The sequence below is a fragment of the Streptomyces sclerotialus genome, assembly GCF_040907265.1.
Taxonomy (GTDB): Bacteria; Actinomycetota; Actinomycetes; order Streptomycetales; family Streptomycetaceae; genus Streptomyces; species Streptomyces sclerotialus.
In genome coordinates this window covers 5,531,901-5,553,000 of sequence record NZ_JBFOHP010000002.1, presented here as the reverse complement: position 1 = coordinate 5,553,000, position 21,100 = coordinate 5,531,901, and the positions used below count along the sequence as shown (strand labels likewise).

Below are 21,100 nucleotides of genomic sequence, written 5' to 3'. Positions count from 1 at the left end.
GGTGCGCGAGCGGGCGCCGGCGGGACCGGCCGGGTGCCGCGTGCCCGCGCGTCCACCCGCCGGACACTCCCCGCACAAACATGCCCAATGCAGCTAACCTGCCGCGCATGAGCCCATCGGACGACACCCAGGCGCGCGTGATCGCTGCCCTTTCGGGGGCGAGCGTCCGCCGCATCACCACCGGCCAGGTCATCCTCGACGGCATCGACTGGTCCGTACGCAACGGGGAGCACTGGGCGCTGCTCGGCGCCAACGGTGCCGGGAAGACCACGATCCTCCGCCTCGTCGGCGCGCTGATGTTCCCCACCACCGGCACCGTCGAGGTGCTCGGGCACCGGCTCGGCACGGTCGACGTACGGGAGCTGCGGGCCGCGATCGGCCTGGTCTCCAGCGCGCAGAAGGTACCGCAGGACCTTCCGGGGCACACCGTCGTCCTCACCGGCGCCAGCGGCACCGTGCAGCCGCTGTGGAAGCAGTACGACGAGGCCACGCGGGAGCGCGCGCACGCGCTGCTGACCGAGCTGGAGTGCAAGGACCTGGCGGACCGGCCGTACGGGGTGTGCTCGGGCGGGCAGCGGGCCCGGCTGCTGATCGCCCGCGCGCTGATGGCCGACCCCTCGCTGCTGCTGCTCGACGAGCCGTTCAACGCGCTCGACCTGCCGTCCCGCGAGGACCTGATCGACACCATGCACCAACTGGCCCTGAACCGGCCGGAGCTGGCGACGATCACGGTGACCCACCACCTGGAGGAGCTGTCGCCGGCCATCGGTCACGCGGTGCTGCTGCGCGAGGGCCGCCTCCAGGCGAAGGGGCCGGTGGACGAGGTGCTGACGGACGCCGGCATGACCGCCTGCTTCGGCCGCCCGATCGAGGTCACCCGGCACGAGGGCCGCTGGCTGGCCCGCTCGGGCCGCCACTGACCACGATGCGGTCGCCCCGGTGCCCCGGCCCGCACCCTGTGACCAGGGTGCGGGCGTGATCACGTCATCCGAGACCGAGCCGCCCGCGTCCTCAGCGCTCGCCCAGGTCAACATCGCCCGCCTCAAGGCACCGCTGGACTCCCCTCTGCTCAAGGACTTCGTCGACGGGCTGGACCCGGTGAACGCGGTCGCCGACGCCGCCGACGGGTTCGTCTGGCGGCTGAAGTCGGACGGCGGGGACGCCACCGACATCAGCGTCTTCGGGGACAAGTGGCTGATCATCAATATGTCGGTGTGGCGGGACCTCCCGTCCCTCACCTCGTTCATGTACACCGGTCTCCACCGGGAGCTCCTGGCCCGCCGCCGCGAGTGGTTCGAGAAGGCCGACGAGGCGATGGCCGCCCTGTGGTGGGTCCCGGCCGGCCACGAGCCGACCGTCGCCGAGGCCGAGGAACGCCTGCTCCACCTGCGCGAACACGGCCCGACCCAGCACGCCTTCAGCCTCCGGACGACGTTCCCCGCCGCTCTCTGATCCGCCGCTCCCTGAACAGCGCGTACCCCGTCGCCGCCGCGCCCGCGCCCTCCCACAGGCCGACGCCGAGGAAGCCCGCGGGCGCCGCGCCGCCGGCCACCGCCACCGTGAAGACGGCGCAGGTCAGCAGGCGGAACGGCACGGTCCAGCGGAAGAAGGCACGCCAGTCGGCCGCGGCGGCGAGCAGGTAGTAGGCGCCCATGTTCAGGGACGCCGTCGAGGACGCGGTGAGGAAGGTCCGGGTGTGGTCGGCGGGGGCGCGGACGGCCGGGTCGGCGAAACCGAGCGCGCCGAGCAGCGCGCCGGGCGCCACCAGCCCGGTCACCCCCATGATCAGCGCGCAGGCGCCGAAGACGGCCATCGTCCAGCCGGCCGCCGACCGGGGCAGGCCGGGCCGCCGGGGTCTGCCGGACACTACGCGGCGCCGCCGCGCGCGATCGCCTCGGCCACCTCGGCGGTACGGGCCGCCTCCTCGGCCGCGAAGCGTTCCGCGTCCAGCTTCTCCGCCAGCTCCTCGTCCTGGGCCATCAGCAGGTCCAGGTTGGAGTCGCCGAGGTCGAAGACGCCCATGTCGAGGTAGGCCCGCTGGAGGCGCTTGCCCCACAGGCCGATGTCCTTCACGCACGGGACGATGCGGCTGAAGAGCAGCTTCCGGAAGAGGTGCAGGAACTCGGACTGCTCGGTGAACTCCTCGGCCTCCGCCTTCGGTATGCCCCAGTTCTCCAGCACTTCGAGGCCGCGCAGCCGGTCGCGCATCAGGTAGCAGCCCTCGATGACGAAGTCCTCACGCTCGCGCAGTTCGGCCTCGGTGAGCTGCTTGTAGTAGTCCCGCAGGGCCATCCGCCCGAAGGCGACGTGGCGGGCCTCGTCCTGCATGACGTACGCGAGTATCTGCTTCGGGAGGGGCTTGTCCGTGGTGTCGCGGATCATGCCGAAGGCGGCCAGCGCGAGGCCCTCGATGAGGACCTGCATGCCGAGGTAGGGCATGTCCCAGCGGGAGTCCTTCAGGGTGTCGTTCAGCAGCGACCGGAGGTTGTCGTTGATCGGGTAGAGCATCCCGATCTTCTCCTGGAGGAAGCGGCTGTAGATCTCGGCGTGCCGCGCCTCGTCCATGGTCTGGGTCGCGGAGTAGAACTTCGCGTCCAGGTCGGGCACCGACTCGACGATCCGGGCCGCGCAGACCATCGCGCCCTGCTCACCGTGGAGGAACTGGCTGAACTGCCAGGAGGTGTAGTGCTGCCGCAGCTCTCCGCGCTCCTTCGCCGACATCCTGTCCCAGTACCTGGTGCCGTACAGCGACATGGATTCGTCGGGGGTGCCGAGCGGGTCGTACGGGTCCACCTCCAGGTCCCAGTCGATGCGCAGGTCCGCGTCCCACTGCTTGTCCTTGCCCTTCTTGTAGAGGGCGAGGAGGCGGTCGCGGCCGTCGTCGTACTCCCAGGTGAAGCGGGCCGCGCCGGTGGCGGGCACCTGCCACAGCTGCTCGCCCGGGCCGGTGGCGTAGAGGTCATGTGTGGACATGGGCAGCCTCCTCGGGTACCGAACGCCGCGGTGCGCCCGGTAGTTGGCAGGCTCACACGCACCTTACCGACGGGTCAATAAGTCGCGCACAGGGGATTGACGCCCTTACTGACACGCAGTCTCATAAGACGTGACCGCCGGTAACCCCACGAGCGAGGTACCCACAGCCATGACGACAGCTCCTGACATCAGTACGGCGGAGGCCGAGGTCCTGCGGGACGCCCTCGGGCTGCTCAAGGACCGCGAGCAGGTGGCCGAGCGCCTCCTGGACTCCTCCGCGAAGCACTCGTTCGACCCGGACACCGAGCTGGACTGGGACGCCCCGCTGGAGGAGGGGAAGTGGTTCTGGCCTCCGGAGCTGGTCTCCCTCTACGACACCCCGCTGTGGCATCGCATGCCCGAGGAGCAGCGCATCGAACTCTCCAAGCACGAGGCGGCGTCCCTGGCGTCCCTCGGCATCTGGTTCGAGATCATCCTGATGCAGCTGCTGACCCGGCACATCTACGACAAGTCGCCGACCAGCTCGCACGTCCGCTACGCGCTCACCGAGATAGCCGACGAGTGCCGGCACTCCAACATGTTCGCCAAGCTGATCACCCGCAGCGGCGCCCCCGTCTACCCGGTCTCCAAGGTCCACCACAACCTCGGCCGGCTCTTCAAGACGGTCTCCACGACGCCCGGTTCGTTCACCGCGACCCTCCTCGGGGAGGAGATCCTGGACTGGATGCAGCGGCTCACCTTCCCCGACGAGCGCATCCAGCCGCTGGTCCGCGGCGTCACGCGGATCCACGTCGTGGAGGAGGCACGGCACGTCCGGTACGCCCGCGAGGAACTGCGCCGCCAGATGACCTCGGCGCCCCGCTGGAGCTGCGAGTTCACCCGGCTCACCTCCGGTGAGTTCGCCCGCGTCTTCTCCCAGGCGTTCATCAACCCGATGGTCTACACGAACGTCGGGCTGAACCGCGCGGAGGCCGTCGCCCAGGTGAAGGCCAGCGCACACCGGCGCGAGGTCATGCAGACCGGCGCCAAGCGGCTGACCGACTTCCTGGACGAGATCGGCGTACTGCGTGGCGCGGGCCGCAAGCTCTGGCAGAGCTCCGGCCTGCTGGCCTGAGGCGGAGGAGACGAACCGGCCCCGCGGCGGGAGGCTTGGGGCGGTTACGCTGCTGTCCATGAACGGCAGCGGCACCGCCCCAGCAGTACCCCGCCCCGCGTACCGGCGGCTGAGCGTGGCGGAGCGGCGCGCCCAGCTGCTGACCGCGGCCCTGGGGCTCTTCGCCCAACGGGCGCCGGAGGACGTGTCGCTGGACGACGTGGCGAATGCCGCGCAGGTCTCCCGGCCGCTGGTCTACCGCTACTTCCCCGGCGGCAAGCAGCAGTTGTACGAAGCCGCGCTGCGCAGCGCGGCCGACGACCTCGAAGGCTGCTTCGCCGAGGCCGAGACCGGCCCGCTCACCCAGCGGCTGGGCCGCGCCCTGGACCGGTACCTCGCCTTCGTCGACGAGCACGACGCCGGCTTCAGCGCCCTGCTGCAGGGCGGCAGCGTCGTGGAGACGGCCCGTACCGACGCCATCGTCGACGAGGTGCGGCGGACCGCCGCCGAGCAGATCCTGCACCACCTGGGCGCGCCGGAGCCGGGCCCCCGGCTGCGGATGACGGTCCGTACGTGGCTCACGGCCGTCGAGGCGGCCTCGCTGATCTGGGTGGACGAGGAGAAGCAGCCGCCGCTGGCCGAGCTGCGCGACTGGCTCGTCGACCACTTCGTCGCGCTGATCGTGGTCACCTCGGCGACGGACGAGGAGACCGCGCGGATCGCGGCCGCCGCGCTCGCGGCCGAGACCCGCGACGGCCCGGTCGGCACCCTCGTCCGGCGGCTGACGCCGGTCCTCGCGGACGCCTCCCATCTGCTCTGAGGCCCGGCACCCGCTCCACGGGGCCCGGCCCTGATGTGACACTGACCGCGTGAGAAGCGAGAACACGCCCTTCGTCGGCGGCCCCATGGACGGACGGGTGCTCCCGGTCCTGGTCGGCGCGACCGGCCGGCCGCCCGCCCGGTACGAGATCCCGGTCCCCGGCGAGGCCGGCGCGCCGCCGACGGTGCACGTCTACCGGCGGGAGCCGGGCCCGGCCGGCCGGCTGGGGCTGCCGCGCGGCTGGGTGTACGCCTACGACGCGGACGCGGAGCCCGGCGCCGGCCGTCCGAAGTGGCCGTGGTCCCGGCGGCGTTGAGGGAACTCCCGGGGCACGCCCGGACGTTCTTCCCCCGCACGACGGCCGCCGATCGGGTGACGCCCGTTCCCCCGGTTCGCCCGCTCCCCCGGCGGGCAGGCGAGCCCCGTGGCACCATCCGAACCAGTCGGATGGTAGGTCCAGAGCGGAGGTGCGCGGTGCGGGGACGGTTCCGGCGGACGGCGGGGACGGTGGCGTTGCTGAGCGCCGCCGCCGTGGCACTGCCTGCGGCTCCCGGGTACGCGGCGGCCCGGCCCGCCGCGCCGCCCGACATTCCCGTGAGCGAGCTGCTGACCCGGCTGCAGAAGCTGTACCAGCAGACCGAGGCGGCCTCCGAGGCGTACAACGCCACGGAGGAGGACCTCAAGGCGCAGATCAAGGTGTCCAGGAAGCTCGACGGCCGGCTGGAGGACGCGCGCGCGGACCTCGCGCAGGGCCGCGCGGACGCGGGCCGGCTGGCGCGGGAGCAGTACACCGGCTCCGGCCCCGGCGGCCTCTCCCCGTACGTGCAGTTCCTGCTCTCCGACAACCCCGAGCAGGCGCTGGACCGCGGCCATCTGCTGAAGGAGGCGGCGGGCCACCAGGCCGACACGGTCACCCGGCTCACCGGCAGCGCCCGCAAGGCGGACAAGCTGGCGACCGACGCGAAGAAGGCCCTGGACAAGCAGAAGTCCCTGGCCGAGCGGCGGAAGAAGCAGAAGGCACAGGTCGAGAGCCGGCTGCGGGAGGTCGAGGCGATGCTCGCCTCGCTCTCGGCCGAGCAGCTGGCGGAGCTGAGCCGGCTGGAGCGGGCCGGCATGGAGGACGCGCAGAAAGCATTCCTCGGCTCGGGGCGGCTCGGCGGCCCGCAGGCCCCGTCGAAGGGCGGACAGCGGGCGATGGCGTACGCCCTGACGCAGGTCGGCAAGCCGTACGTCTGGGGCGCCGAGGGCCCGGACTCCTTCGACTGCTCCGGCCTCACCTCCCAGGCCTGGGCGCACGCGGGCAAGCCGATCCCGCGGACGAGCCAGGAGCAGTGGAAGCAGCTGCCCCACGTCAGCCTGCGCAAGCTCCGCCCCGGCGACCTGGTGATCTACTTCCCCGGGGCGACCCACGTGGCGATGTACATCGGTGACGGCCTGGTCGTCCAGGCCCCCCGCCCCGGTGCCGACGTCAAGGTCTCCCCGATCGCGGCCAATCCCCTGCTGGGCGCCGTCCGCCCCGACGAGGACGCACCCGGCCTGAAGAACTACACCCCGCCGGAGCTGCCGGACGGCGCCACGGACGGGGACGACACCGGATACGGCGACGCCTCCGCACCGGGCAGCCGGTAGCCCCCTCCCCGCCGCGCCCACACGTCGACAGGGGACATCGGCATGCCGCCCACGAGCGAGATCCGTCCCTTCCGCGAGATCCGTCCCTTCCGGGAGTCCGACCGCGACGCGCTGCGCCGGCTCGCCGCACGGGCCGGTGAGGGGGCGCCGACGGAGACGCTGTGGGGACACCAGGAGTCCGAGGCCGCCGTCTATCTGGAGCCCTACATGGACCGCGAGCCGGAGTCGCTCCTCGTGGCCGTCGCCGACGGGAACCTCGTCGGCTATCTGACCGGCTGCCGGGACAGCACACGCTTCCCGGCCGAGAGCGAGCGGATCGACCGGGCCATCAGGGAGTACCGGCTCTTCGCCCGCCGCGCCTGTATGGGCTTCTTCGTACGCGCCATGGCCGACACGGCACTGATGACGCTCCGCCGGCAGCCGGCGCCGGGCGACTTCGAAGACCCCCGGTACCCCGCCCACCTGCACATCAACGTCGAGCCCCGGGCCCGCAGCAACGGCACCGCCGAGGCTCTGATGACCACCTGGCTCGACCGCCTGCGGGCCACCGGATCGCCCGGCTGCCACCTCCAGACCGTCGTCGAGAACACCCGCGCGGTGCGCTTCTTCACCCGCATGGGATTCACCCCGCACGGCGCCACGCCCGCGGTCCCCGGAATGCGGGTCGACGGCCGCCGGGTGCACCAGCTGACGATGGTCCGCAGCCTCTGAGCGGCCCGGGGGCCAGAACCCCTGGAAGACCTTGCGCCGGACCGAAGGAAACGGCCCGGCTGCAGGTCACCGGCGTGTGCCTAGGCGCCCAGCGACGCCAGGTACGCGTTGGTCTTCTCCGGCTCGTAGAAGAAGTTCTCGAAGTCGGAGGGGTCGTTGAAGCCATTGGCGAAACGATCGGCCGCCGGCTGGAGCTGGCCGGCCGCGCCGATGTAGTTCAGCACGTGCTCCGGCGGCGGGGCCAGCATGGCGTTGGTCCACTTGGTGACGTGCTGCGCGGTGGCCCAGTAGCGGTCGAAGGTGGCCTGCATCCAGTCCGCGTCGAACGGCTTGTCACCGTGCTCGATGATCGAGTCGAGGTACGCCTTGGCGCACTTGGAGGCGGAGTTCGATCCCTGGCCCGTGATCGGGTCGTTGGCCACGACAACGTCGGCGACGCCCAGCACCAGGCCGCCCGAAGGCAGCTTGCCGATGGGGTTGCGGACGGTCGGCGCGTACCGGCCGGACAGCGTGCCGTTGGCGTCGGTCAGTTCGACCTTGGTGGAGCGCGCGTACTCCCACGGCACGAACTTCTCCAGCAGCTCCAGCGTCAGCGCCAGGTGCTCGTTGGGGTCCTTCACGCCCTGGAAGGCGTCCAGCGGGCCGCCGGGGATGCCTTCCCAGAAGAGGATGTCGGCGCGCCCTGACGTGGTGTAGGTCGGCATGACGAAGAGCTCGCCGACGCCGGGCACGAGGTTGCAGCGCACCGCGTCGAACTCGGGGTGCTCCGGGCGGGGGCCCATGCCGTGCACGTACGCGACGGCCAGCGCGCGCTGCGGGGTGTCGTACGGGGAACGCGCGGCGTCCCGGCCGAACATGGACACCAGCTCGCCCTTGCCGGCGGAGACCAGCGTCAGGTCGTAGCGGGAGGCGAAGAAGTCGAGGTCGGAGACGGCGGCGCCGTGGATGACGAGCTGGCCGCCGCGCTGCGCGAAGGTCTCCATCCAGCCGGCCATCTTCACGCGCTGGTCGACGGACTGGGCGTAGCCGTCCAGCTTGCCGACCCAGTCGATGGCGCGCTGCGTGCCCTCGGGCGAAGCGTGGCTGCCCGGTGCGGCGACCGAGACGCCCAGGCCCTCGATGCGCGGGGCCTGGCTCTCCCAGAAGTTGATCTGCAGGTCCCGCTCGTACTGCAGAGCGGTGTGGAACATGCACTGCGTCGACATGACCCGCCCGGAACGGATCTCGTCGGCGGTGCGGTTGGACATGAGGGTGACCTCATAGCCCTTGGACTGGAGGCCAAGGGCCAGCTGGAGCCCGGACTGGCCGGCTCCGATGATGAGTATCTTCCGCATGGTTGTGCTCTTCTCTGGTTGGGCTCGCGAGCGGTGCGAACCTATTCGGGGGTCAACTCCAGGGCATGCGCGACGAGGGTGAGCAGAGACTCCACCACCGTGATCCGCTTGCGCGCGTCCATGATCACCACGGGCACGTCAAGCGGCACGGACAGAGCCTCACGCACATCCTCGACCGCGTATTCGGCGGTCCCCTCGAAGTGGTTGACGGCGACGACGTACGGAAGTCCGCAGCTCTCGAAGTAGTCCAGAGCGGGGAAGCAGTCCTCCAGCCGTCGGGTGTCCGCCATCACTATCGCGCCGATGGCACCCCGGACCAGGTCGTCCCACATGAACCAGAACCGCTGCTGACCTGGCGTACCGAAGAGGTACAGGACGAGGTCCTGGTCGAGCGTGATGCGGCCGAAGTCCATCGCGACCGTGGTCGTGGTCTTCTCCGGGGTGGCCGTCAGGTCGTCGGTGTCCTCACTGGCCTGCGTCATCACCGCTTCGGTCTGCAGCGGCGTGATCTCGGAGACCGACCCGACGAAGGTCGTCTTACCGACGCCGAACCCGCCCGCCACCACGATCTTGGTGGCGATGGGGGCCTGCGTACGGTCCGTCTGCCAGGCCTGGACCCCTTCGTCGGCGGCAGGCGTCCCGGCGCTCGCCGTCATCGTCTCAGAGCCTGCGAAGTCCACCCAGCACCCTCTCAAGCAGCGCGCGGTCGGGCTTGCCGGTGCCGTGACCGGAGCCGTAGACGCGGATCTTTCCCTGGTCGGCGAGGTCGCTGAGCAGGACGCGGACCACGCCCAGCGGCATTTTGAGCAGCGCGGAGATCTCCGCGACGGACCGCATCCGGCGGCACAGTTCGACGATGGCGCGCATCTCGGGCATGACCCGGTCGGCCCAGCCGCCCGAGGTCAGCTCGCGGCGCTCCTCCGGCGCGTCCAGCGCGGCCACGAAGGTCTCCACGAGCAGGACGTGACCGAAGCGGGTGCGGCCGCCCGTGAGCGAATACGGCCGCACGCGTGCGGGTTTCCTGTCCCCGCCTCGCGTGGGGAGTTTGGGTGCGGTACTCACTGGACGCTCTCCATCGACTTGCGCAGTTCGCTGCGGAGTTCGGGGGTGAGGACATGGCCGGCCCGGCCGACGAAGAGCGCCATGTGGTACGCGATGACGCTCATGTCGCAGTCGGGGGTCGCGTGCACGCCGAGCAGCGAGCCGTCACTGATGTAGCTGACGAACAGGCTGCCCTCGTCCATGGCGATCATCGTCTGCTTGACCGTGCCGCCGTCCATCAGCTTCGCCGCGCCGTTGGTGAGGCTGCCGACGCCGGAGACGATGGTCGCCAGGTCGGCGCTGGAGCCCCGCGGGCCGCGCGGTCCGGCGTCAGCGGCCCCCTCCGCCAGCACCGGGTCGGAAGCCAGCAGCAGCAGTCCGTCCGACGACACCACGGCCACCGAGCGGATGCCCGGCACCTCGTCGACCAGATTGGACAACAGCCACTGCAGATTCCGTGCCTGGCTGCTCAGTCCGTAAGCAGTGGGCGCTTGCGCCTTCAATCGCGTGCCTCCTCGACAACGTGACTCTCTCCCGGGGCCCCCGCTCCGTCGGTGTCCGTTTGTGGGATGGTCTGTTCGGCCGTGCGCTCCGCGATCTCGGCCTCCACGTCCCGCCGGCCTTCGCGCGCGCCCTGCTGGAAGCCGCCGAGGCGGCGCCGCAGCGCTTCCGCGTTCACCCCGCCGCCCTGCCGCGGTGCGCTCGGCGGCCGCTGTGCCACGACCCGGGGCGTGCGCTTGGGCAGCCCCATGTCGGTGAGCTTCCGCGCGGGCGGCTCCTCCTGCGACTCGGCCCGGCTGTGCTCAGCGCCGCCGTCGTACGGGGACGGCGCGGCCGGGGCGTCGTCGGCGACGTACGGCGACCGGGCGGCGGGCACCGCACCGGTGTCCGGCTCGGCGTCCGGGTCACCGGAGAAGTCCGGCACACCGGAACGCCCGGGGCCGGCGGGCCCTGCGGGACCAGCCGGGGCGGCCGGAGCGGCCGGAGCGGCATGGGCGGGACCGGCCGGGGCCTGTGCCGCCGGACCGGCCGGCGCCTGGGCGTCCGGCCTGCCCGTACCCGGTGTCCGCTGGTCCGGCCCCAGGCCTGCCGCGTCGATCGTCCGCTCCGCCGCCTGGATCAGCGGGTCGGCGGGCGCGCCGGGCCGGGGACCCGTCAGGGAGTCGGGCAGCGGGTCCGTGAGGGGGTCCGGCAGCGGGTCCGTGAGGGGATCCGGCAGGGGGTCCGTGAGGGGGTCGCCGACGGGAGCCGGTGCCGGCCGGCCCTGCTGCGGCTGCTGGGGCTGCTGGTCCTGCTGGGGCTGCTGGTCCTGCTGCGGCTGCTGGTCCTGCTGCGGCGGCAGGCTGCGCTGGCCGCGGGCGGGCAGCGCGTTGGAGTTGGCCTCGGCGACCGAGCCCGGGAGGGTGGGCGCGGTGTGCACCGCACCGGGCTGCGCGGTCGCGGCCGGCGTCGGACGGGTCGGCAGGATGGACTTCGGCAGCACCACGACGGCGGTGACCCCGCCCTGCTGCTGGTCGCGCAGCTGGACGCGGACGCCGTGCCGCGAGGCGAGCCGTACGACGACGTACAGGCCGAGGCCGAGCGCCTCGTCCACGGTCTCCGAGGACGTCGCCGTCTCCGGGTCCGCCAGCCGCTGGTTCAGCTCCGCCATCCGCTCGGCGGTCATCCCTATGCCCTGGTCCTGGACCGAGAGCATCAGCTCGCCGCTCTCCAGCAGCCAGCCGGACAGCTCGACGTGGGCGTCCGGCGGGGAGAACGCCGTGGCGTTGTCCAGCAGCTCGGAGATCAGGTGGCTGACGTCGTCGGCGGCGAAGCCGGCGACCTGGGAGTGCGGCGGCAGCGACTGGATGCGCACCCGCTCGTACCGCTCGATCTCGCTGATCGAGGCGCGCAGCACGTCCAGCAGCGGCACCGGCACGGCGTTGTGGTTGCTGTGCTCGGAGCCGGACAGGACGAGGAGGTTCTCGCTGTTGCGGCGGACCCGGGCGGCGAAGTGGTCGAGCTTGTAGAGGGTCTCCAGGCGCTCGGGATCCTGCTCCTTCTCCTCCAGGCTCTCGATGACCGCGAGCTGACGCTCGACCAGGCCGACCGTACGCATCGCCAGGCTGACGAAACGATTGTTGACGCCGGAACGCAGTGTGGCCAGCCGCTCGGTGAGGTCGGCGCGCTCCTCCAGCAGCACGTCGCGCTCGGCGGCCAGCCGCTTGCGGCCGCTCGCCATCCGGGCGCGCTCGCCCTCGGCCTCGGCGGCCTTCTTCGCCAGCTCGGCGACCTGCGCGTGCAGCGCGTTGACCGAGCGGACGGTCTGCGCGTACTCGTCGTTGCGGCCCTTGTACTCGATCGGCTGCTCGTCGGCGGGGTCCTTGGCGACCCGCGCGGCCCCGCGGCGCAGCGCGGACAGCGGCTGGGTCATCGTGCGCGCGGCCCAGATGCTGATGCCGACGGCGAGCAGCAGGCAGAGACCGACCAGCCCGATACGGATCTCCAGCGAGGTGACGTCGTCGTCCCGGAGCGTGCCCATGGACTTCACGTCGGCGGTGGACAGCGAGGACTCCACGCTGCGCATCAGGCCGATGCGGGTGGTGAGCGTGGACTGGATGCGCTCGCGGTTCAGCCGGAGGTCGAGGGGGGACAGCCGCGACTGGTCGGTGAGCCGGGTGAGGTAACGCTCGGCGGTGTCGACGTCGGTGCCGTTGACGGTCCGGTCGTAGCTGTCCCGGGAGTGCGCGTCCGCCGACTGCCGGAAGTCGGCGACCGCGGCCTGCGCGCGGACGTGCGACTGCTGCGCGGCGGCCGACAGGTCCGGCTCCCGGCCGCCGCTCGCCAGCGCGGCGAGCAGCAGTCCGCGGGTCGCGGAGGCCTGTTCGGTGGCGCGGGCGAGGAGCGGCAGCCCCTGGGCGTGGGAGCCGGCGGCGAGCGCGCGGGGCGGCACCTTACGGGCGATGCCTGCGGAAATGGCGTCCAGCGCCTGGATGGTGGCACTGTAGGACTTGAAGGTGTCCAGTGCCGTGCCCGGGCCGGCCAGTCCCTGCTGGCGGACCTTGGGCAGCCCCTTGAGCAGCTTGCCCGCTTCGGCGAACGCCGCGGTCTCGGCGGAGCTCTCGGCCGCCTCGGCGCGCAGGTCCTTGATCTGGCGGTCCACGCGGGCCCGCTGAGCCTCCGAGACACCGCCGCCGTTCTGCGTCGTCCGGCCCGTCGCGACGTAGACCGTCATGGCGTCGCGCTCGTCGGCGAGGGAGTGGGACAGGGTCACCGCGCGGGCGTTCAGCTCGCCGAGGTCGACCAGCTCCTGGGAGCCGTCCACGTCCTGTGTCGCCGAGGCGATGACGGGCGTGCCGACCGCGAGGACGGCGACGGCGACCACCGCCACGGCCCCCACGAGCCTGTTGCGCACCCGCGCGGGACGCCCGCCCGCGCGGTCACCGTCCGTACCGGACCTGGCCGGGCCGGCCGGTGGTCCCGGCTCCACCACGTCACCCCGAAGCCGCTTCTTCCGCACCGCTGCTCGCAATCCTGTCTCGCCTGCCCACGCCGTGTGGCCTTGCGGACCCGGCCGTTCTCCCCCGGAGGGCGGACCTGCGACGCGTCCGCAGCACCTCACGCCCCCGCCGGGTGAACAGTCCGGCTGTGCGCGTCCCGGTGAGCGAGTGGCCCACCCCATGATCCGGAATACGACCATTTCACCGGCGCCGCGCGGTGGCCCGGCAACACTTGCCCGGCCACCTGAATGAGTGAACATCAATCGGAAGTTGACCATCAACTTCCGTTGTGACGCGTAACAGTAGGCCATCGCCGGGCGGGTTTGGAGAACCGTCCCCCTCCTGGCAGGATGCCCGCCCGCATTTTCCGCGGCCGCCGCTTCCCGGCCCGGCGGCCGGTCCGGACGCCGTGCACGCGCCGTGCACCGCACCCCGCGCATTCCGGCCGGCTTCCGCCGCCGCTCCGGCATGCTTGCCCGCATGCGCATCGAACTCGCCACCGAGCCCGGCGACCCCCAACGCCCCAACGAGGACTACGCGTCGGTATCCCTGCCCGCCTCCGGGCAGGGCGGCGTCCTCGTCCTGCTCGACGGGGTCACTCCGCCGCCGGAGGACTTCGGGTGCCGCCACGACGTGCCGTGGTTCACCGCGCGCCTCGGGGGCGCGATGCTCGAACTGTCCGGTTCGCTCCGCGACATGACGCTGACCGAGGCGCTCGCCGAAGCCATCCGCCGCACCGCCGCCGCCCACCGCGACACCTGTGACCTTTCTCACAGCAGGACTCCGCAGGCAACGGCCATCGCCGCACGCTGGTCCCCGTACGCCGTGGAGTACCTGGTGCTGTCGGACTCGGCGCTGCTCGTGGAGGCGCCGGACGGGACGGTCGAGGCGGTGCTGGACCGGCGGCTCGCACAGCTGCCGGCCGCGGTCGGCGAGCTGCGCGCCGCCGTACGGGCCCTGCCGGAGGGCTCGGCCGAACGGGCGGCGGCGGCCCGCGAGTACGTCGCGGCGGTCGAGGCGCTGCGCAACGCCGAGGGCGGCTTCTGGACGGCCGCCGCCGACCCGTCCGTGGCGGAGCGGGCGGTCACCGGCACCGTGCCGCGCGACCGGGTCCGCTCGCTCACCGCGCTCAGCGACGGGGCCGGGCGCTGGGTGGAGGTGTTCCGCGAGGGGTCCTGGACCGACTGCCTGGGCGTGGTGCGCAAGGAGGGGCCGCAGGCGCTCATCGACCGCGTGCGGGCCGCGGAGAACGCCAACGCCGACGGGTCGGCCTTCGGGCGCGGGAAGCTGCACGACGACGCGGCGGTGGTGTACGCGGAACTGTGAGCGCGCGGCGGCCGGGCGTCAGCCCTCCGCCGTCTCCCGGCCGGATTCCGCCGCCTCCCCGCTGGGTTCCGCGTCCTGTTCCTGTTCATCGTTCAACCGGTGGAGCAGCCGTGCCAGTTCGGCGATCTCCCCGCGGTCCCAGGCGGCGAGCCGACGGGCGTAACGGTCACGCCGGGCGCTGCGTACCCGGGTGAAGCGGGCCAGTCCCTCGTCGGTGAGCCGGACCAGGACGGCACGGCCGTCGGCCGGGTCCTTCTCGCGGGCCACCAGGCCGAGGTCGTCCAGCGCCCGCAGCTGACGGCTGATGGTCGCCTTCCCGACGCCGAAGTAGCAGGCGAGTTCGGTGGCCCGCTGCTCGCCCGCGTCGGCGAGCCGGACCAGCAGCCCGTACGCCGAAGGCTCCAGGTCCGGGTGCACCTCACGGGCCATCTCGCCGGAGGAGGCGCGGGCGCGGCGCAGGAACACCGCCAACTCGTGCTCCAGCGAGAGGAACAGGTCGTCCATGCCGTCGGGCCGTCGGGCCGCCGCCCCGTCGGTTCCGGTGTTGTGCACGTCAGCGCCCTTTCCCGTTTTCCGGACGATGGAAGAATTTTTCAGCGGCGGCCGATTCCGCAGCTGAGCCAGTATTTCGCAGGATTAGACCAACGGAATCACCTGGTCCCTCTTTCCGCTCCCGGTCTACGCGCGTACCGTCCTTTATGGCATGACCACACCAAGTCATGAAGGACGGTCGGCCTCCCCCTCAGATCCCACCGAGATCTTCGGAGTCACGTATGGACGTGCACAGATCCGGCCCGGCCCGCCACCACCGGCGTTCCCTCGCCACGGTGGCCGGGATCCTCCTCACCCTGCTCGCCCTGCTCTGCGGCACGACGGGCACCGCGTCCGCCACGGAGCCCGCGGCCACCCCCGCCAAGGACGCGCCCGAGCCCACCCACCCCGGTCAGGACTGGGCCGGTTCGCAGATCGCCAAGCATGAGGGCGGAACGGGCCTGCCGGCGCCGCCGTCGCTCGCGGCGTCCGTCGAGGGTGTGGACGTCAGCGGCCATCAGGGCAACGTCGCCTGGTCGACGCTGTGGAACAGCGGGGTGAAGTTCGCCTACGTCAAGGCGACGGAATCCACCAGCTACATCAACCCGTATTTCGCTCAGCAGTACAACGGGTCCTACAACGTCGGCATGATCCGCGGCGCCTACCACTTCGCGCTCCCGAACACCTCGTCCGGCGCCGCCCAGGCCAATTACTTCGTGGATCACGGAGGCGGCTGGTCCAAGGACGGCAAGACCCTGCCCGGCGCGCTCGACATGGAGTACAACCCGTACGGCCAGGTCTGCTACGGCATGAGCGCATCGGCGCTGGTCAACTGGATGAAGGACTGGTTCGCGACGTACAAGGCACGGACCGGACGGGACGCGGTGATCTACACCTCCACCAGCTGGTGGAAGCAGTGCACCGGCAACTATGCGGGCTTCGGCGCCATCAACCCGCTGTGGATCCCGCGGTACGGCTCCTCGGTCGGGGAACTCCCGGCCGGCTGGGGCTTCCACACCATCTGGCAGTACACGTCCACCGGGCCGACCGTGGGCGACCACAACCTCTTCAACGGCGCGTACGACCGTCTCCAGGCGCTCGCGAACGGGTAAGAGGCCGACAGGGCTCCCCCACCGTGCTTGCGAGGACCCGCGCCGGGATCTCCCCGCGGGTCCTCGCCGCACGGCGCCCTGTCTCCCTCTCCCCTTGCGCGTCTTCGAAAGAGGCTCCCCCCTATGCGCATACGCCGGTGCATCACGCTGCTCTCCACGCTCGGTGCGGCCCTCGCGGTGACCGTGCCCGCCGCCGCATCCACCGCTTCCGCTCCGTCCGACGACCGCCGCCACGGACTCGGCCATGCCGGGTCCACGCTCCGCGCCCACGAGGGCGGCGCCGCGCCGGGCACGGTGCCGCAGCCGCGCGGCGGGGTGGCGGGCATGGACGTCAGCAGCCACCAGGGCAACGTGAACTGGCCGGCCGCCTGGCGCGCCGGTGCCCGCTTCGCCATCGTCAAGGCCACCGAGGGCACGAGCTACCGCAACCCCAGGTACGGGCAGCAGTACAACGGGTCCTACAACGCCGGGATGATCCGCGGCGCGTACCACTTCGCGATCCCCAGCTCCTCCTCCGGCGCCGCGCAGGCCGACTACTTCGTCGACAACGGCGGCGGCTGGAAGGCGGACGGCCGGACCCTGCCGCCCGCGCTGGACATCGAGTACAACCCGTACGGATCCATTTGTTACGGCCTGAGCCGGGCGGCCATGGCCGCGTGGATCGACGACTTCAGCAGGACGGTGCACGCGCGTACCGGGCGGCACCCGATGATCTACACCTCCACCAACTGGTGGAAGCAGTGCGTCGGCGACAACGCGTCCTTCGGCATGAAGCACCCGCTGTGGATCGCCCGCTACTCGTCCGCCCCCGGCCCCCTCCCGGCCGGCTGGGCGGCGCACACCATCTGGCAGTACGACGACGCCGGCCGCTTCCCCGGCGACCAGAACGTCTTCAACGGCTCGGCGGCGCAGCTGCGGAAGCTGGCTACGGGGTAGCGCGTCAGTCGCGGGGGAACCTGTCCGTTGCCAGGGTCATGCCGAGGACCGTGTCGGTCAGGTCGACCGGCTCGCCGAAGGCCGAGGACGACTTGCTCTGATACGCACCGTCCTCCGGCCTGGTGAAGAGATGGCACTTGCCGGTGTACGGGTCCGCGATCAGGTAAACGGGCACCTCACCGGCGGCGTAGGCGTCCTTCTTCTTGCCGTAGTCGTTGCGGGCTGTCTCGCGTGAGATCACTTCGAGGACGAACTCGACATCCTGGTAGCGCCAGCGTCCCTTCTCATCCTTCTTCGCGTCGTCCGAGAGCTTGAAGATGTCGGGGCAGAAACCGTTGCGGTATCCCGGCAGATCCAGGCGGACATCCATCATGATCTCGCTGTCCGGACCGAAGCGAGCCCCCATCTGCAACAGCACATGCTTGATGATGTTCGAGTGCGTATCCCTCTGCGGCGACATCTGGACGGCCCCCTCGACGACCTCTGCCCTGAACCCCTCGGGGATGCCGCCGTACAGAAACTCGAACACCTCGTCCAAGTACTGCTTGTCGATGTCGGCCATGTCGGTCCTGTCGATCGGTGCGATGGTCACCGTGCCGCTCCTCCCCGCTGCCGCGGATTGCGAGCAGCCGCGCAGTACAACGATACGCACGGTGACCAGGACACACGCACGGCCCGGAACCCCGCGTGGCGGGGTTCCGGGCCGGCGTCACCGGTCCGCGGCCGTCACGCCGCCACCGGCACCTCCGGCGACGCCGGGGCCGACGCCGGGGTCAGGGCCAGTTCCAGGACCTGGCGGACGTCGGAGACCGGGTGGACGTCGAGCTTCTCCAGGATCTCGGCGGGGACGTCGTCCAGGTCGGCCTCGTTGCGCTTGGGGATCACGACGGTCGTGATGCCCGCGCGGTGCGCCGCGAGGAGCTTCTGCTTGACGCCGCCGATGGGCAGGACGCGGCCGGTGAGGGAGACCTCGCCGGTCATGGCCACGTCGGGCCTGACCTGACGCCCGCTGAGGAGCGAGGCCAGGGCCGTGGTCATGGTGATGCCCGCGCTCGGGCCGTCCTTCGGCACCGCGCCCGCCGGGACGTGCAGGTGCACGCCGCGGTCCTTCAGGTCGCCGACGGGCAGCTCCAGCTCCGCGCCGTGCGAGCGGAGGAAGGAGAGGGCGATGTGCGCCGACTCCTTCATCACGTCGCCGAGCTGGCCGGTGAGCTGGAGGCCGGACCCGCCGGTCTCCGGGTCGGCGAGGGACGCCTCGACGTAGAGGACGTCACCGCCCGCTCCGGTCACGGCCAGGCCGGTGACCACACCCGGCACGGCGGTGCGCCGCTCCTCCGGGTCCTGCGCGGACTCGGGGACGTGGTGCGGCCGCCCGATGAGCGGGCGCAGCTCGTCCGTGCCGACCGTGAAGGGCAGCTCGCGCTCGCCCAGCTCGTGCTGGGCCGCGATCTTGCGGAGCAGCCGGGCGATGGCGCGCTCCAGGTTCCGTACGCCCGCCTCGCGGGTGTACTCGCCGGCGAGCTTGCGCAGCGCGGCGTCCTCGATGACGACCTCGCCGGTCTCCAGGCCCGCCTTCTCCAGCTGGCGCGGGAGCAGGTGGTCACGGGCGATGGTGACCTTCTCGTCCTCGGTGTAGCCGTCCAGCCGGACCAGGTCCATACGGTCCAGGAGGGGCTCCGGGATCGCTTCCAGGACGTTGGCCGTGGCGAGGAAGACCACGTCGGAGAGGTCGAGCTCGACCTCCAGGTAGTGGTCGCGGAAGGTGTGGTTCTGGGCCGGGTCGAGCACTTCGAGGAGCGCCGCGGCCGGGTCGCCGCGGAAGTCGGAGCCGACCTTGTCGATCTCGTCGAGGAGGACGACCGGGTTCATGGAGCCGGCCTCCTTGATGGCGCGGACGATACGGCCGGGCAGCGCGCCGACGTACGTACGGCGGTGGCCGCGGATCTCCGCCTCGTCCCGGACGCCGCCGAGCGCGACGCGGACGAACTTGCGGCCCATGGCGCGGGCGACGGACTCGCCGAGGGAGGTCTTGCCGACGCCGGGCGGGCCGGTGAGCGCGAGGACGGCGCCGCCGCGGCGGCCGCCGACGAGGCCGAGGCCGCGGTCCGCGCGGCGCTTGCGGACGGCCAGGTACTCGGTGATGCGCTCCTTGACGTCGTCCAGGCCCGCGTGGTCCGCGTCCAGGACGGCGCGGGCGCCCTTGATGTCGTACGCGTCCTCGGTGCGCTCGTTCCACGGCAGCTCCAGGACGGTGTCCAGCCAGGTGCGGATCCAGGAGCCCTCGGGGCTCTGGTCGCTGGACCGCTCCAGCTTGTCGACCTCCTTGAGGGCGGCCTTGCGGACGTCCTCGGGCAGGTCGGCGGCCTCGACACGGGCGCGGTAGTCGTCGCTCTCGTCGTCCGGGTCGCCGTTCAGCTCGGCCAGCTCCTTGCGGACGGCCTCCAGCTGGCGGCGGAGCAGGAACTCGCGCTGCTGCTTGTCGACGCCCTCCTGGACGTCCTTGGCGATGGACTCCGCGACGTCCTGCTCGGCGAGGTGCTCGCGGAGCGCCTCGGTCGCGTCCTTCAGGCGGGCCACCGGGTCGGTGGTCTCCAGGAGGCGCACCTTCTGCTCGGTGGTCAGGAAGGGCGAGTAGCCGGAGTTGTCGGCGAGCTGCGCGACGTCCTCGATCTGCTGGACGCGGTCCACGACCTGCCAGGCGCCGCGCTTGCGCAGCCAGCTGGTGGCCAGCGCCTTGTACTCCTTGACCAGCTCGGTGACGTGGCCGGGCAGCGGGTCGGGCACGGTCTCCTCGACCGTGGTGCCCTCCACCCACAGGGCCGCGCCGGGGCCGGTCGTCCCGGAGCCGATCTTCACACGGCCCAGGCCGCGGATGAGCGCGCCGGGGTCGCCGTCGGACAGCCGGCCGACCTGCTCGACCTTGCCGAGCGTGCCGATACCGGCGTAAGTGCCGTCGACTCGTGGAACGAGCAGCACCCGTGGCTTGTTACCGGGTGAGGCGGCGGCCTGTGCGGCCTCCACCGCGGCGCGTACGTCCGCGTCGGACAGGTCCAGCGGCACCACCATGCCGGGCAGCACGACCTCGTCGTCGAGGGGCAGCACGGGCAGGGTGAGCGGTGTGGACGTCGAAGCCATGATCTCCCCTTCGGCAGGCAAGTTGAGCTGTACTCACTCAATGCTCATGAGCCGAAGATTGTTCCCCGGGCCTTGTTCGCTGTGAGCGATCAGACGCGGGCGGGGCCGCCCAGGCCTCTCCGAGGTCCGGCGGCCAGGGTGGGCGGGCTCGTAAGGTGGGGGCGCCCTGCAGCCCCCGGCCCCGGAGGACCGCACCCATGCCAGCCCCCTACGCAACCGACGAGGCGCCCGTCACGGTGGAGCGCCGGGACGGGCCGTACGGGGAGGTGGTGCTGCGGCGGCGGGGCCCGCACTTCGAGATCATCGCCAACGGCTGCTTCCTGATGGACACCTCGGACGGCCGGTCGGAGCGGCTGCTGGTCGACGCCGCGCTCGCCGCCCTGCCCGGTGACCGCACGCGGCCGTCCGTACTGATCGGCGGGCTCGGCGTCGGCTTCTCGCTGGTGCGCGCCGCCGAGGAGCCGCGCTGGGGCCGGATCACGGTCGTCGAGCGCGAGGGCGCGGTCGTCGGCTGGCACCGCGACGGACCGCTGGACGCGGTCTCGGGCCCGGCGCTGGCCGACCCGCGCACCGAGATCGTCCAGGCCGACCTGGTGGCGTACGTCCACGAGGGGGCGGGCACGGAGACCTACGACGCGCTCTGCCTGGACATCGACAACGGCCCCGGCTGGACCGTCACCGAGGACAACGGCGGGCTCTACTCGCCGGCCGGCCTGGCCGCCTGCCGGGACCGGCTGACGCCGGGCGGAGTGCTCGCCGTATGGTCGGCGCAGCCCTCCCCGGCCTTCGAATCCGCTCTCCGGAATGCCGGGTTCAGCGAGGTTCGCACCGAAGAGATCCCCGTTGTCCGAGGCGTCCCCGACGTGGTCCACCTCGCGAGGAAACGCGCGTAGCCGCGGGTCACATCGTGCCTTTACGCTGCTGCCAAGCACTGTGCGACCAGCCGGTACAACCGGTCAGCGGGTCGGCACAGCCAGTCA

21 protein-coding genes are annotated in these 21,100 nt (G+C 71.8%); 11 read left to right on the top strand and 10 right to left on the bottom strand.

The genetic code is table 11. The features are described from left to right. Window positions 1-107: 107 nt before the first annotated feature. On the top strand, window positions 108-920 hold the full coding sequence (locus AAC944_RS24705) for an ABC transporter ATP-binding protein (protein ID WP_030621017.1): 813 nt from the start codon (window positions 108-110) through the stop codon (window positions 918-920). Between the two features lie 58 nt (window positions 921-978). Beyond that, complete coding sequence (locus AAC944_RS24700; protein WP_030621014.1) at window positions 979-1,452, top strand: DUF3291 domain-containing protein; 474 nt, start codon at window positions 979-981, stop codon at window positions 1,450-1,452. Here the strand turns inward: AAC944_RS24700 and AAC944_RS24695 are convergent. Both AAC944_RS24695 and AAC944_RS24690 read right to left on the bottom strand, forming a co-directional pair. Next, the gene (locus tag AAC944_RS24695) at window positions 1,418-1,813 is read right to left on the bottom strand and encodes a hypothetical protein (RefSeq protein WP_051872192.1); all 396 of its coding nucleotides are present in this window, start codon (window positions 1,811-1,813) and stop codon (window positions 1,418-1,420) included. The two genes, AAC944_RS24700 and AAC944_RS24695, sit on opposite strands and share 35 nt — an antisense overlap. 53 nt (window positions 1,814-1,866) lie before the next feature. Then, window positions 1,867-2,973, bottom strand: coding sequence for a ferritin-like domain-containing protein (locus AAC944_RS24690; protein WP_030621007.1), 1,107 nt, complete (start codon window positions 2,971-2,973; stop codon window positions 1,867-1,869). Between the two features lie 169 nt (window positions 2,974-3,142). On the opposite strand from AAC944_RS24690, the gene AAC944_RS24685 reads away from it, so the two are divergent. The 5 genes from AAC944_RS24685 to AAC944_RS24665 all read left to right on the top strand — a co-directional run bounded on the left by AAC944_RS24685 (window position 3,143) and on the right by AAC944_RS24665 (window position 7,226). Then, window positions 3,143-4,087: an AurF N-oxygenase family protein gene (locus AAC944_RS24685; RefSeq protein WP_030621004.1), complete on the top strand. Its 945-nt coding sequence runs from the start codon at window positions 3,143-3,145 to the stop codon at window positions 4,085-4,087. Window positions 4,088-4,145: 58 nt separating this feature from the next. Then, window positions 4,146-4,886: a TetR/AcrR family transcriptional regulator gene (locus AAC944_RS24680; protein ID WP_030621001.1), complete on the top strand. Its 741-nt coding sequence runs from the start codon at window positions 4,146-4,148 to the stop codon at window positions 4,884-4,886. A gap of 49 nt (window positions 4,887-4,935) precedes the next feature. Then, complete coding sequence (locus AAC944_RS24675; protein ID WP_030620998.1) at window positions 4,936-5,202, top strand: DUF8847 domain-containing protein; 267 nt, start codon at window positions 4,936-4,938, stop codon at window positions 5,200-5,202. Between the two features lie 158 nt (window positions 5,203-5,360). Next, window positions 5,361-6,515: a C40 family peptidase gene (locus AAC944_RS24670; protein ID WP_030620995.1), complete on the top strand. Its 1,155-nt coding sequence runs from the start codon at window positions 5,361-5,363 to the stop codon at window positions 6,513-6,515. Between the two features lie 42 nt (window positions 6,516-6,557). Beyond that, complete coding sequence (locus AAC944_RS24665; protein WP_030620994.1) at window positions 6,558-7,226, top strand: GNAT family N-acetyltransferase; 669 nt, start codon at window positions 6,558-6,560, stop codon at window positions 7,224-7,226. 80 nt (window positions 7,227-7,306) lie between these two features. Here AAC944_RS24665 and AAC944_RS24660 read toward each other — a convergent pair whose 3' ends face one another. From AAC944_RS24660 to AAC944_RS24640, 5 genes are read right to left on the bottom strand one after another with little or no spacing between them, the layout of a single operon-like run. Beyond that, window positions 7,307-8,560, bottom strand: a complete 1,254-nt coding sequence (locus AAC944_RS24660) for a styrene monooxygenase/indole monooxygenase family protein (RefSeq protein WP_030620991.1) — start codon at window positions 8,558-8,560, stop codon at window positions 7,307-7,309. Window positions 8,561-8,601: 41 nt separating this feature from the next. Then, entirely contained in the window at window positions 8,602-9,216 is a 615-nt protein-coding gene (locus AAC944_RS24655) for a GTP-binding protein (protein ID WP_030620989.1), read from the bottom strand. Window positions 9,217-9,220: 4 nt separating this feature from the next. Then, on the bottom strand, window positions 9,221-9,622 hold the full coding sequence (locus tag AAC944_RS24650; RefSeq protein WP_030620987.1) for a DUF742 domain-containing protein: 402 nt from the start codon (window positions 9,620-9,622) through the stop codon (window positions 9,221-9,223). Further along, window positions 9,619-10,104, bottom strand: coding sequence for a roadblock/LC7 domain-containing protein (locus AAC944_RS24645; RefSeq protein WP_030620982.1), 486 nt, complete (start codon window positions 10,102-10,104; stop codon window positions 9,619-9,621). The genes AAC944_RS24650 and AAC944_RS24645 overlap by 4 nt, the downstream gene beginning before the upstream one ends. Further along, window positions 10,101-13,100 (bottom strand): sensor histidine kinase, encoded by a 3,000-nt coding sequence (locus AAC944_RS24640; protein ID WP_030620979.1) that lies wholly within the window; start codon window positions 13,098-13,100, stop codon window positions 10,101-10,103. Before AAC944_RS24640 ends, AAC944_RS24645 begins: the two co-directional genes overlap by 4 nt. Before the next feature lie 460 nt (window positions 13,101-13,560). On the opposite strand from AAC944_RS24640, the gene AAC944_RS24635 reads away from it, so the two are divergent. Next, the gene (locus tag AAC944_RS24635) at window positions 13,561-14,406 is read left to right on the top strand and encodes a protein phosphatase 2C domain-containing protein (protein ID WP_030620977.1); all 846 of its coding nucleotides are present in this window, start codon (window positions 13,561-13,563) and stop codon (window positions 14,404-14,406) included. An 18-nt stretch (window positions 14,407-14,424) separates the two neighbouring features. On the opposite strand, the gene AAC944_RS24630 is transcribed toward AAC944_RS24635, so the two are convergent. Further along, complete coding sequence (locus AAC944_RS24630; RefSeq protein WP_051872191.1) at window positions 14,425-14,910, bottom strand: MarR family winged helix-turn-helix transcriptional regulator; 486 nt, start codon at window positions 14,908-14,910, stop codon at window positions 14,425-14,427. Between the two features lie 269 nt (window positions 14,911-15,179). Between AAC944_RS24630 and AAC944_RS24625 the strand changes: the two genes are divergently transcribed. Then, the gene (locus AAC944_RS24625; RefSeq protein WP_030620973.1) at window positions 15,180-16,049 is read left to right on the top strand and encodes a lysozyme; all 870 of its coding nucleotides are present in this window, start codon (window positions 15,180-15,182) and stop codon (window positions 16,047-16,049) included. A gap of 123 nt (window positions 16,050-16,172) precedes the next feature. Then, on the top strand, window positions 16,173-16,985 hold the full coding sequence (locus tag AAC944_RS24620; RefSeq protein WP_030620970.1) for a lysozyme: 813 nt from the start codon (window positions 16,173-16,175) through the stop codon (window positions 16,983-16,985). A 4-nt stretch (window positions 16,986-16,989) separates the two neighbouring features. Here AAC944_RS24620 and AAC944_RS24615 read toward each other — a convergent pair whose 3' ends face one another. Continuing rightward, window positions 16,990-17,577 (bottom strand): Uma2 family endonuclease, encoded by a 588-nt coding sequence (locus AAC944_RS24615; RefSeq protein ID WP_030620968.1) that lies wholly within the window; start codon window positions 17,575-17,577, stop codon window positions 16,990-16,992. 134 nt (window positions 17,578-17,711) lie between these two features. Beyond that, window positions 17,712-20,120: an endopeptidase La gene (gene lon / locus AAC944_RS24610; protein ID WP_030620966.1), complete on the bottom strand. Its 2,409-nt coding sequence runs from the start codon at window positions 20,118-20,120 to the stop codon at window positions 17,712-17,714. Window positions 20,121-20,317: 197 nt separating this feature from the next. Here lon and AAC944_RS24605 point away from each other — a divergent pair, with 197 nt between their 5' ends. Further along, window positions 20,318-21,013: a spermidine synthase family protein gene (locus AAC944_RS24605; protein ID WP_030620964.1), complete on the top strand. Its 696-nt coding sequence runs from the start codon at window positions 20,318-20,320 to the stop codon at window positions 21,011-21,013. The last annotated feature ends 87 nt before the right edge of the window (window positions 21,014-21,100 follow it).